The sequence below is a fragment of the Oerskovia sp. NPDC056781 genome, from assembly GCF_042789955.1.
Lineage (GTDB): Bacteria > Actinomycetota > Actinomycetes > Actinomycetales > Cellulomonadaceae > Oerskovia > Oerskovia rustica.
On the sequence record NZ_JBHUAD010000132.1, the window covers coordinates 1 to 11,065 of the forward strand.

At 73.6% G+C, this 11,065-nt stretch carries 12 protein-coding genes; 11 read left to right on the forward strand and 1 reads right to left on the reverse strand.

Features of this window, described 5'->3' with window-relative positions:
• The first annotated feature begins 201 nt into the window (after positions 1-201).
• From rimM to ACFRCR_RS12240, 10 genes are all read left to right on the forward strand, one after another.
• Complete coding sequence (gene rimM, locus ACFRCR_RS12195) at positions 202-786, forward strand: ribosome maturation factor RimM (RefSeq protein WP_377677832.1); 585 nt, start codon at positions 202-204, stop codon at positions 784-786.
• Between the two features lies 1 nt (position 787).
• On the forward strand, positions 788-1,615 hold the full coding sequence (gene trmD / locus ACFRCR_RS12200) for a tRNA (guanosine(37)-N1)-methyltransferase TrmD (RefSeq protein WP_377677834.1): 828 nt from the start codon (positions 788-790) through the stop codon (positions 1,613-1,615).
• A gap of 162 nt (positions 1,616-1,777) precedes the next feature.
• The gene (gene rplS / locus ACFRCR_RS12205; protein ID WP_030150610.1) at positions 1,778-2,137 is read left to right on the forward strand and encodes a 50S ribosomal protein L19; all 360 of its coding nucleotides are present in this window, start codon (positions 1,778-1,780) and stop codon (positions 2,135-2,137) included.
• A gap of 149 nt (positions 2,138-2,286) precedes the next feature.
• The gene (gene lepB, locus ACFRCR_RS12210; RefSeq protein ID WP_377677835.1) at positions 2,287-3,075 is read left to right on the forward strand and encodes a signal peptidase I; all 789 of its coding nucleotides are present in this window, start codon (positions 2,287-2,289) and stop codon (positions 3,073-3,075) included.
• Entirely contained in the window at positions 3,072-3,860 is a 789-nt protein-coding gene (locus ACFRCR_RS12215; protein WP_377677836.1) for a ribonuclease HII, read from the forward strand. The genes lepB and ACFRCR_RS12215 overlap by 4 nt, the downstream gene beginning before the upstream one ends.
• Before the next feature lie 126 nt (positions 3,861-3,986).
• The gene (locus tag ACFRCR_RS12220; protein ID WP_024840525.1) at positions 3,987-4,286 is read left to right on the forward strand and encodes a DUF2469 domain-containing protein; all 300 of its coding nucleotides are present in this window, start codon (positions 3,987-3,989) and stop codon (positions 4,284-4,286) included.
• Between the two features lie 175 nt (positions 4,287-4,461).
• The gene (locus tag ACFRCR_RS12225) at positions 4,462-4,818 is read left to right on the forward strand and encodes a YraN family protein (protein ID WP_377677838.1); all 357 of its coding nucleotides are present in this window, start codon (positions 4,462-4,464) and stop codon (positions 4,816-4,818) included.
• The gene (locus ACFRCR_RS12230) at positions 4,818-6,356 is read left to right on the forward strand and encodes a YifB family Mg chelatase-like AAA ATPase (RefSeq protein WP_377677840.1); all 1,539 of its coding nucleotides are present in this window, start codon (positions 4,818-4,820) and stop codon (positions 6,354-6,356) included. The genes ACFRCR_RS12225 and ACFRCR_RS12230 overlap by 1 nt, the downstream gene beginning before the upstream one ends.
• The gene (dprA, locus tag ACFRCR_RS12235) at positions 6,349-7,572 is read left to right on the forward strand and encodes a DNA-processing protein DprA (RefSeq protein ID WP_377677842.1); all 1,224 of its coding nucleotides are present in this window, start codon (positions 6,349-6,351) and stop codon (positions 7,570-7,572) included. The genes ACFRCR_RS12230 and dprA overlap by 8 nt, the downstream gene beginning before the upstream one ends.
• 17 nt (positions 7,573-7,589) lie before the next feature.
• Positions 7,590-8,609 carry a tyrosine recombinase XerC gene (locus tag ACFRCR_RS12240; protein WP_377677844.1) on the forward strand — a complete coding sequence of 340 codons (1,020 nt, stop codon included), beginning with the start codon at positions 7,590-7,592 and terminating at the stop codon, positions 8,607-8,609.
• 284 nt (positions 8,610-8,893) lie between these two features.
• On the opposite strand, the gene ACFRCR_RS12245 is transcribed toward ACFRCR_RS12240, so the two are convergent.
• Positions 8,894-9,616: a M23 family metallopeptidase gene (locus ACFRCR_RS12245; protein ID WP_377677846.1), complete on the reverse strand. Its 723-nt coding sequence runs from the start codon at positions 9,614-9,616 to the stop codon at positions 8,894-8,896.
• A 465-nt stretch (positions 9,617-10,081) separates the two neighbouring features.
• On the opposite strand from ACFRCR_RS12245, the gene rpsB reads away from it, so the two are divergent.
• On the forward strand, positions 10,082-11,035 hold the full coding sequence (gene rpsB, locus ACFRCR_RS12250) for a 30S ribosomal protein S2 (protein WP_191798137.1): 954 nt from the start codon (positions 10,082-10,084) through the stop codon (positions 11,033-11,035).
• Positions 11,036-11,065: the final 30 nt, after the last annotated feature.

The window sequence follows — 11,065 nt, forward strand, 5'->3', positions numbered from 1 at the left end:
GTCCCCCTCAGGGTGGACCGGGCCTCGTCGTCTGCCCACCACCTGCCGCTGACCGCTCGGCGCCGTCTCGGCACCCGCCGACGTGGTGCGCGGTCAGGAGGTGCGTCCGCGCCCCACGGGTGACACCGTGGGAGCTCCCGGTCGCGGGCTCCGGCACGACCCACGCACGACGAGCACGAACACGACGAGAAGGAGCACACGATGCAGCTCACGGTGGCCCGTATCGGCCGCGCCCACGGACTGCGCGGCGAGGTCGCGCTGGACATGCGCACCGACAACCCCGAGGCGCGTCTCGTCGTCGGGTCCACGATCGACACCGAGCCCGCCGAGGCGGGACCGCTGACGATCGAGCGCGCGCGGCTGCACCAGGGCAAGTGGCTCGTGACGTTCGCGGGCGTGGCCGACCGCTCGGCGGCCGAGCGTATGCGTGGCATCACGCTCGTCGTCGAGGCCGACGCCTCCGACGAGGAGGACGCCTGGTACCCGCACGAGCTCGTGGGGCTGCGCGCCGAGCTCGAGGACGGCACGGTCGTGGGAGAGGTCCTGGGGCTCGAGCACCTCCCGGCGCACGACCTGCTCGTGCTCAAGGAGACCGACGGCACACGCACGCTCGTGCCGTTCGTGCACGCGATCGTGCCCGTCGTCGACGTGCCGGGCGGGCGGGTCGTGCTCGACCCGCCGGGCGGCCTCCTGGCGCGCGACGCCGACCTGCTCGAGGTCGTCGAGCCGACGCCTGGCTCCGGCGACGGCGAGACCGACGACGCGACCGACGGGACGAACGACTGACGTGCGCATCGACATCGTCTCGATCTTCCCCGAGTACCTCGCGGCCCTGGACCTCTCGCTCGTCGGCAAGGCGCGCGTCGCGGGTCTGCTCGACCTGCGCGTCCACGACCTGCGGGACTGGACCACCGACCGCCACCGGACGGTCGACGACACGCCCTTCGGCGGGGGAGCGGGCATGGTCATGCGCCCCGACGTCTGGGGGCAGGCCATCGACGAGCTGACGGCGACCGGACCCGCGCACCTGGTGGTGCCGACGCCGTCGGGCACGACGTTCACCCAGCGCACCGCGGAAGCCCTGGCGACCGAGGACCAGCTCGTCTTCGCCTGCGGGCGCTACGAGGGGATCGACGCTCGCGTCGCCGAGCACTACCGCGCCGCCGGGCACCGCGTGAGCGAGCTCTCGATCGGCGACTACGTGCTCAACGGGGGGGAGGTCGCCTCGCTCGTCATGGTCGAGGCCGTCGCCCGCCTGCTGCCCGGGGTGATCGGCAACCCGGAGTCGCTCGTCGAGGAGTCCCACGGCGCGGCGGGCCTCCTGGAGTACCCCGTGTACACCAAGCCGCCCGTCTGGTCGGACCTCGAGGTGCCCGACGTGCTGCTCTCGGGGCACCACGCGAAGATCCGCCGCTGGCGCCGCGACCGGGCGCTCGAGAAGACCTCCGCCCGCCGACCCGACCTGATCGCGGCGCTCGACGCGAGCACCCTCGACAAGCACGACCGGACGTTCCTCGCCTCGCTCGGCTGGGAGGTGCGCGGGGGAGCCCTGCACCGAGCCCCGGGCAGCGCCGGACCCGCCCCCGGAGCCACTGCCGGCGGTGTGGCAGAATAGACCCTTGGTGTGCGCCGGTCGGGCCTCTGCCACAGGGGAAGCCCACCGCACGTCCGCGTGCGCGACCGATCACATGCGAGCACCACCCACGTACTGAACCGGACCCACCTCGCGGTGGGCCACGAGAACGCGTCTGACCTGTGGCAGGGCGGGGAGAGATCAATGCACACGCTGGACAGCGTCGACGCAGCATCGCTGCGTAGCGACATCCCGGTCTTCCGGGCCGGAGACACCGTCAAGGTCAACGTCAAGGTCGTCGAGGGCAACCGCTCCCGTGTCCAGGCGTTCCAGGGCGTCGTCATCGGTCGCCAGGGTGGCGGCATCCGCGAGACCTTCACGGTCCGCAAGATCAGCTTCAGCGTCGGCGTGGAGCGTACCTTCCCGGTGCACTCCCCGACCCTCGAGTCGATCGAGCTCGTCACGCGCGGTGACGTCCGCCGCGCCAAGCTGTACTACCTGCGCAAGCTGCGCGGCAAGAAGGCGAAGATCAAGGAGAAGCGCGACGCGCTCCCCTCGAAGTGATCCGAGCCTGACCCCGCGTCAGCCTCGTCACACGTCCACGGGCGGCCACCTCCAGGTGGTCGCCCGTCGGCGTTCCGGCACCTGCCGGCCGGGCCGCGGCAGCCGCTCCCGGTTTCACCCGAGGGCCCGCGCAGTGGCACAGTGAGCGCGTGACAGACAGCGCCGCACAGGCAGCACCCCGCCCCGACCCCGCGCTCGGCGCGGCACCCACGACGGAGACGGACACGAGGAGCCAGATGGACGGGGGTTCGTCCCGTGCGCGGCCCGCGCCCCGGCGCGGCTCGCTGCTGCGCGAGACCGTCATCATCCTGCTCAGCGCGCTGGTGCTGTCCTGGCTGATCAAGACGTTCCTGGTGCAGGCGTTCTTCATCCCGAGCGCCTCGATGGAGGACACGCTCGTCGAGGGCGACCGGGTCATGGTCTCGCGCCTCGTCCCCGACGCGTTCGACGTGCACCGCGGGGACGTCGTCGTCTTCAAGGACCCGGGGAACTGGCTCCCGCCGTACGTCGCGCCCGACCGCGGTCCCGTCGGCAACGCCGTGACCTCCGCCATGACGTTCGTCGGGCTGCTCCCGCAGGACACCGGGGAGCACCTCATCAAGCGCGTCGTCGGGACACCGGGCGACCGGGTCGTGTGCTGCGACGCGCAGGGACGCGTGAGCGTCAACGGCCAGCCGGTCGACGAGACGTACATCAAGCCGGGATCCGTCCCGAGCCAGGACCCTTTCGACGTGGTCGTCCCGGAGGGCATGCTGTTCGTCATGGGTGACAACCGGCAGCACTCGGCCGACTCGCGGTACAACACCGGCAAGCCGGGCGGCGGGTTCGTGCCGATCAGCAACGTCGTCGGGACGGCTTTCGTCAAGGTGTGGCCGCTCAGCGACCTCACGCTGATGCGCAACCCGGGCGACGTGTTCGCGGAGGTGCCGGAGCCATGACGACCGACCTCGGTGCGCCGCTCGTCGCGGGCGAGCCGGAGACCGCAGCAGCCCGTCGCGCTCCGCGCAAGGCACCGGTCAGGCGATCGACCGGGCCCAAGCCGCCGACGCTGCGCCACGAGCGTGCGATCCTCGACTCGGGCGCCCGGTTCGTCGCCGGCATGGACGAGGTGGGGCGGGGCGCCCTGGCGGGTCCGGTGAGCGTGGGCGTCGTCGTGGTGGACCTGAGCACGGGCACGTTCCCGAAGGGGCTGACCGACTCCAAGATGCTCACCCCCGCGGCGCGCGAGGCCATGCTGCCCGCGGTGCGTGGCTGGGGGCTCGCGTGGGCCGTCGGGCACGCCGGACCGGCGGAGATCGACGCGCACGGCATCGTCGTGGCGCTGCGGCTCGCCGGGCGCCGGGCGCTGGCCCAGGTGCGGCGCTCGCTCGGCCCGGTCGACGCGGTCCTGCTCGACGGCAAGCACGACTGGCTGACCCGCCCGGGCGTCGACCTCTTCGAGGCGTTCGACCTCGACCCCGAGGACGACCTCGCCCTGCCGGACCCGGCCGTGCGCACGCTCGTCAAGGCCGACCTCCAGTGCGCGTCGGTCGCGGCCGCGAGCGTCCTGGCCAAGTGTGAGCGCGACGGCCTCATGACGGGCCTCGCCCGCCAGTACCCGGCGTACGGGTGGGACGGCAACAAGGGGTACGGCTCCGCGGTGCACGTCGAGGCCCTCAAGGCTCACGGCCCGACGCCGCAGCACCGGCGGAGCTGGCGGCTCCCCGAGCGCGACGAGGCCTGAGCGCGCGACGCGCGGCTGGACCGGGACGTGGTGCGCGGTGAGGCTCGAGCACGACGGGCCCTGGGCGCGGCGCGCGACGAGACCGGCGATCCGGGGTTGTGGCACTCGATGGTCCATGATGGTGCAGTGAGCGCCGAAGACCTCGAGAACTATGAGACCGAGATGGAACTGGCCCTCTACCGCGAGTATCGCGATGTGGTGGGCCTGTTCTCCTACGTGGTCGAGACAGAGCGACGTTTCTACCTGGCGAACCAGGTGGACCTCCAGGTCAGGTCGGCCGCAGGCGAGGTGTACTTCGAGCTGCGGCTCGCCGACGCCTGGGTGTGGGACGTGTACCGCTCCGCGCGCTTCGTGAAGTCGGTGCGCGTGGTCACGTTCAAGGACGTCAACGTCGAGGAGCTGGCCAAGGCCGAGCTCCAGCTCTAGTCCTCGCTCCAGCAGCAGTCCTGCGGCCCCCGATCCGGTCGGGCCGCAGGACTGTCGTGCTTCTGCCCGACCGAGCCGTGCACAGGACCCGGTCGTGGGCCACCCCTCCACAACCGGCACCTGCGTGCTCCCACCACCGCCCCGAACCGGCCAGGGTGTGAGCCGGAGGTGGGACATGAGAGCGAAGGACGCTGTCGGGCGGAACGGGGAGAAGGTCGCTGCAACATATCTGGTCGAGGCCGGATGGGTGGTCCTGGACCGCAACTGGCGGGGTACCCGGGGCGAGCTCGACCTGGTCGCCCGCGACGGTGACGTGCTGGTGGCGGTCGAGGTCAAGACCCGGAGAGGAACCGGCTTCGGGCACCCCGCCGAGGCCGTGACCCCGGACAAGCTGGCCCGGCTGCGTCGCCTGACCGGGGAGTGGGTCGCGACGCACCCGGTCCGCCCGGCGTCGATACGGATCGACGTCGTCGCGGTGGTCCTGCCCGCGTCCGGGGCCGCGCAGGTCGAGCACCTCGTCGGTGTCAGCTGATGTCGCTCGGGACGACGTTCGCCGTCTCGCTCGTCGGTCTCTCGGGTCATCTCGTGGAGGTGCAGGCCCACCTCGCCGCCTCGGTCCCGGGCTTCACGCTCGTCGGGCTCCCCGACGCCGCGCTCTCGGAGTCGAAGGACCGCGTCCGTGCCGCGATCGCCTCGTCGGGCATCGAGTGGCCCCAGCGCAAGATCACGGTTAACCTGTCCCCGGCCTCGCTGCCCAAGGCGGGATCGAGCTTCGACCTCGCCATCGCGGTCGCGATGCTCGCCGGGGCCCGCAAGATCTCCGTCGCGGACCCCGAGCGTGTCGTGCACATCGGCGAGCTCGGGCTCGACGGACGGCTCCAGCCCGTGCGAGGCGTGCTCCCCGCAGTCGCCGCCGCCGTCGCCGCGGGGCTGTGCGACGTCGTCGTGCCCGTGCAGGACGCGGACGAGGCCCGACTCGTCCCCGGGGCGCGGGTCGTCGGTGTCGCGAGCCTGGCCGAGATCGCCGCCCTGTACGGCGCCGAGGTACCGGGCATCACGACGCCGACGTCCGCGGCGCGCCCGACCCGCACCGCCGGGCCGCGGCGAGCCGCGGGGGACCTGCGCGACGTCCTGGGACAGGAGCAGGCGCGTCGGGCGCTCGAGGTCGCGGCCGCAGGCGGTCATCACCTGCTTCTCGTCGGACCGCCGGGGGCGGGCAAGACCATGCTCGCCTCCCGGATCACGGGGATCCTGCCGGACCTCGACGAGCCCGCGGCGGTCGAGGTCACGGCGGTGCACTCGATCGCGGGGGTCTTCGACCCAGGACAGGGGCTGATCCGCCGCCCGCCCTACGAGGACCCGCACCACACCGCGACCCCGGCCTCGATCGTCGGCGGCGGGAGCGGGCTGCCGCGACCCGGCGCCGCGTCCCGCGCGCACCGCGGCGTGCTGTTCCTCGACGAGGCGCCCGAGTTCGGGTCGCGGGTCCTGCAGACCTTGCGACAGCCGCTCGAGCACGGCGAGCTCGTGATCCACCGCGCGGCCGGGTCCGCGCGCTACCCGGCCCGCTTCCAGCTCGTGCTGGCCGCCAACCCGTGCCCGTGCGGTCTCGGGATCGGCAAGGGGCTCGAGTGCTCGTGCAGCCCGCTGGTCCGGCGACGGTACTTCGCCCGGTTGTCGGGCCCGTTGCTCGACCGCGTCGACGTCCAGGTCGAGGTGCGTCCGGTGTCGCGCGTCGACCGGGCGGGAGGGGCCGACGTGGAGTCGAGCGCGACCGTCGCGGCGCGCGTGGCGGCTGCTCGCGCGGCCGCCAGGACCAGGCTCGCGGGGACCCCGTGGGGCACGAACGCCGAGGTGCCCGGCACCTGGCTGCGCGAGCGTCTCGGGCCGGACCCCGGGCTGCTCGCAGGCATCGACACGGCCCTCGACCGCGGCACCCTCTCGCTGCGCGGCGCCGACCGGGTCCTGCGGCTCGCCTGGACCGTGGCCGACCTGGCCGGTCGTGCCGCACCGAACGCAGGAGACGTGGGGCAGGGGCTCGCACTGCGGACGCGAGGACACCATGGCTGAGCCCGGGCCGGCGTTCGACCTCGGTGACCCCGTGCTCGCACGCGCGGCCTGGAGCCGGATCGCCGAACCGGGGGACCCGGTCGCCGGCGCGCTCGTCGCGCACCTCGGCGCCGGGGACGCCCTGGCGTGGCTCTACGACGCTGCGTCGGGCACGAGCCCCCTGGTGCCGCGACGGCTCGAGCAGCACCCGGAACGACCGTCTGTCGGCCGCGTGCAGCGAGCCGTGGAACGGTGGCGTGGTCGCCTCGCGACCCTCGACCCCGGTCGCGAGCTGCGCGCCCTCGACCGGCTGGGTGGTGCGCTCCTGGTGCCCGGGGACCCGCGGTGGCCGACGGCGGTCGACGACCTGGGTGACGCAGCGCCCCTCGCGCTGTGGGTCCGAGGCGAGACCGACCTCGGAGGTCTCGCCCGGCGGTCGGTCGCCCTCGTGGGCGCTCGCGCGTGCACCGAGTACGGCCGCCACGTCGCGGCGGACCTCGCCTCGGGACTGGTCGACCGTCGCTTCACGATCGTCTCCGGCGGCGCGTACGGGATCGACGCCGCCGCGCACCGGGGCGCGATCGCAGCGCGCGGCCGCACGGTCGCGTTCCTCGCGGGAGGCGTCGATCGCCTCTACCCGGCCGGCAACACCGAGCTCCTGCGGGCCGTGCTGGACGAGGGGAGCATCGTCAGCGAGGTGCCGCCAGGATCCGTCCCGAGCAGGGTCCGCTTCCTGCAGCGCAACCGTCTCATCGCAGCCTTCTCCCGGGCGACGGTCGTCGTGGAGGCGGCCTGGCGCTCGGGGGCCCTGAGCACCGCGACGCACGCGACCGCGCTGCTTCGGCCTGTCGGGGCCGTGCCCGGGCCCGTGACGTCGATGGCCTCGGGCGGGTGCCACCAGCTCCTGCGCGACGCGAAGGCCGTGTGCGTGACCGACGTCGACGAGGCCGCGGAGCTGGCCGGTCACGTGGGGACGGACGCATCGACCCCGCGGGCCGGGCGTCCCGCACCCCAGGACGACCTCGACGAGCTGGGCAGGAGGCTGTGGGACGCCCTGCCGTTGCGTGCGCACGCAGCCGTGGACTCGGTCGCCCGCGCGGCCGGGCTCGGGCTCGACGAGACGCTCGGGGGCCTCGGCCACCTCGAGCTCGCAGGTCTCGCGGAGCAGTCGGGCGGCAGATGGCGTCGGGCAGCTCGGCCACCACGGCGCGTGGGTTCCACCGTGCGGAGGGGGTGACCGGCGACACTGAGACCATGAGCGACACCCAGCGGCACGGCACCGGGAGCGAGATCGGCGCGAACGCGAGCGGCAGCGCCGACGAGGAACCCGGCCTGGCCGACGGCCCGACCCCGAAGGAGGCGCCCCTTCCGCCCGCGCTCGCCCTGGCCGTCGCCGAGTTCGAGCTGCACCTCGACGTCCAGCGAGGACTGTCGACCCACACTGTGCGCGCCTACACCGGCGACGTCCGGTCACTGCTGGCGCGCGCGGTGGCGACAGGTGTGCGCAGCCTGGACGACCTCGACATCGCGGTCCTGCGCGACTGGCTCGCCGACCTCGGTGCTCGTGACCTCGCCCGCACCACGATGGCGCGGCGTGGCGCGGCCGCCCGCGCCTTCTTCGCCTGGACGACGAGCACCGGGCGCACCACGCACAACCCGGCGCTGCGCCTCGCGAGCCCCAAGGTCGCCCGTCACCTGCCGACCGTTCTCGCCGTCGACGCCGCCACCCATCTCATGGAGACCGCACGTGACGCGGCCGCGGACGGCGACCCGGCGCGCCTGCGCGAGTGGGTCGCGGTCGAGGTGCTCTATGCCTCGGGCCTGCGCGTCGCCGAGCTCGTCGGCACCGACGTCGACGACGTGGACCTGGGGGAGCGGACACTGCGCGTGGTCGGCAAGGGCGACAAGGAACGGGTCGTGCCGTTCGGCGTCCCCGCGGGGCGCGCGCTCCGCCGCTGGCTCGACGTGGGACGGCCCGCCCTGGTGGTCGCGGACTCCGGGCCTGCACTGCTCCTCGGCGACCGCGGCCGCCGGTGGGGGCAGCGACAGGCACGCGAGGCGGTGCACCGTCTCGCGGCACTGGCCGGGGTCGACGACGTCGCGCCGCACGACCTGCGGCACAGCGCCGCGACCCACCTGCTCCAGGGCGGCTCCGACCTGCGCAGCGTCCAGGAGGTGCTGGGCCACGCCACGCTCTCCACGACCCAGCGCTACACGCACGTCAGCGCCGACCGCCTGAGGGCCTCGTTCGAGCAGGCCTTCCCACGGGCATGACGTGTGCGGCTGCGCCGGACTCGGGCCGTCGAGACGAGGCCTTCGGGGGTCGGGGCGGCGCACGAACCCCCGATGGCCTCATCTCGCGGTGAGCGAGGCTCGGCGTGGCCGAGGTCCTGCGCGACTGTGCGCGGCGCGAGACCGAACAGCCTCCGGGAGAGCGACCCGCGGGCGCGAGGGACGTGGAGACCGGGGTGCCGGGGTGGTGCCGGGGCCAGCGTGTCGGGATCACGCGCCACCGGCCACACCACGTCAACGACCTGTACCGGGTCCCGGGACGCCGCTCAGCGCAGCGGGAGCAGCACGATCGGTTCGCGTGGCCCGAGCAGCGCGAGGGGGTCGAGGTACGTGTCGTCGCGGCGCACGCCCCAGTGCAGGCACGACTCCGGCAGACAGTGTCCGGCCCTCGCAGGACCGGCCCCGGTGGAACCGTCGGCCCCGTCGCCCGCGACCTGGACCGTCCCCACGACCTGCCCGCGGTCGACCCTCGTCCCCACGGCGACCGAGCCGTCGACCGGTTCCAGCGAGCTGCGCAGGCCACCGTCGTGCAGGACGACCAGGACCCCACGGTCCACGACGGTCCCGACGAACGTCACGACCCCGCCCTCGGGTGCCACGACGGCCCCTCCGGGTGGCGCCCCGAGATCGACCCCGCGGTGCCCGGCCAGCCAGTCCTGGTCGGGCGGAAGGAACCCGCGGAGCACCGCGAGGTCGCCGGGGACCGGTGACGTCCACCCCGCCTCGCCCGGAGTGTGTCCCTCGGCGCCGCGGGCAGGAGGTCCGGCGATTGCGGTGACCGCCAGGCCGGTGAGCACGAGCGCCACCCCCGGGCCTCGCAGACGCGCACCGGCCCGCGCAACCGTGGGCCCGCCAGCCCGCGTACCCGTCCGCCTACCTGCCGGCTCGGGCGCCGCACGCGGGGAGCCGTGGAGCGGACCCACGGGACGGCGTCGGGCGCGGCGAGAGGGCGAGACGGACTGAGGCGAGGACCGACGGGACGTGAGCACCGCCCGAGCCTTGCGCAGACCGGGCGCGGCGCGAGCGGCCGCCTCCCGGGCCTGTGGAGGAGACCCCGTCGGCGCGGCCTGTGCACGGGTCTGGCTGCGGCCCGCGATCAGGTAGACTTAACGCCGCGATCGGCACGTTCACTCGGACGGGCTCACGGCACTCCCGACGGTCACCCCAGAGGTCACCGGACGGACACCGCGAACCCCCCGCTGCGCGCCGTCGACTTCGCGCGTCACGTCCCCGACTCCCGACCTCTCCAGGTCGCCGTCAGGGGCCATCCCGACAACGGTCCGGACCCTCGTTCGCCAGGGCCCGGCGTCGGACCATGGTGTGGCGCCAGGGGTGCAGGGCCAATCCCGGCCGGCACCGACAACCGGAATGCACCGACCGGACGCACTGCGACCGGTCGGACGAATGAGCGTGAGCAGCGGGAGGATCCCGCGTCACGCCTGAAAGGAAGTGCCATGGCCGTCGTGACCATGCGCCAGCTCCTCGACAGCGGAGTCCACTTCGGACACCAGACCCGCCGCTGGAACCCGAAGATGAAGCGCTTCATCTTCACGGAGCGCAACGGCATCTACATCGTCGACCTGCAGCAGTCGCTGTCCTACATCGACCGCGCGTACGAGTTCGTCAAGGAGACCGTCGCCCACGGTGGCACGATCCTCTTCGTCGGCACGAAGAAGCAGGCGCAGGAGCCCGTCGCCGAGCAGGCCGCTCGTGTCGGCATGCCCTACGTGAACCACCGCTGGCTCGGTGGCATGCTCACCAACTTCACCACGGTGCACAAGCGTCTGCAGCGTATGAAGGAGCTCGAGGAGATCGACTTCGACGACGTCGCAGGCTCCGGGCTCACCAAGAAGGAGCTGCTCGTCCTCCGCCGCGAGAAGGACAAGCTGACCCGCACCCTGGGCGGCATCCGCGACATGGCGAAGGTCCCCTCCGCCGTGTGGATCGTCGACACCAACAAGGAGCACCTGGCCGTCGACGAGGCGCGCAAGCTGCACATCCCGATCGTCGCGATCCTCGACACCAACTGCGACCCCGACGTCGTCGACTACAAGATCCCGGGCAACGACGACGCGATCCGCGCCGTCACGCTGCTGACCCGCGTGATCGCCGACGCCGCCGCCGAGGGCCTGCTCCAGCGCCACTCGGGCCGCACGGGCGCCGAGGCCGGCTCCGCCACCGAGGCAGAGCCCCTCGCCGAGTGGGAGCGCGAGCTCCTCGCCGGTGCCGAGGCCGAGGCCGCCGTGGAGACCGCGGCCGCTGCTGAGGTCGTCGCCGAGGCCGCTGCCGAGACGGCAGTCGAGGCCGAGGTCGTGGCCGAGGCTGCTGCCGAGGTCGCCGTCGAGGCCGAGGTCGAGGCTGAGGCAGCCGTCGAGGCCGCCGCCGAAGAGGCCGACGAGTCCAAGTGACGACGTGGTGCGCGCCCCTCTGCGGAGGGG

Coding starts and splice junctions, on each gene's coding strand:
- ACFRCR_RS12215 (WP_377677836.1), top strand. CDS start 3,072: ATGACGACCGACCTCGGTGCGCCGCTCGTCGCGGGCGAGCCGGAGACC.
- ACFRCR_RS12225 (WP_377677838.1), top strand. CDS start 4,462: ATGAGAGCGAAGGACGCTGTCGGGCGGAACGGGGAGAAGGTCGCTGCA.
- rimM (WP_377677832.1), top strand. CDS start 202: ATGCAGCTCACGGTGGCCCGTATCGGCCGCGCCCACGGACTGCGCGGC.
- rpsB (WP_191798137.1), top strand. CDS start 10,082: ATGGCCGTCGTGACCATGCGCCAGCTCCTCGACAGCGGAGTCCACTTC.
- ACFRCR_RS12230 (WP_377677840.1), top strand. CDS start 4,818: ATGTCGCTCGGGACGACGTTCGCCGTCTCGCTCGTCGGTCTCTCGGGT.
- ACFRCR_RS12240 (WP_377677844.1), top strand. CDS start 7,590: ATGAGCGACACCCAGCGGCACGGCACCGGGAGCGAGATCGGCGCGAAC.
- dprA (WP_377677842.1), top strand. CDS start 6,349: ATGGCTGAGCCCGGGCCGGCGTTCGACCTCGGTGACCCCGTGCTCGCA.
- rplS (WP_030150610.1), top strand. CDS start 1,778: ATGCACACGCTGGACAGCGTCGACGCAGCATCGCTGCGTAGCGACATC.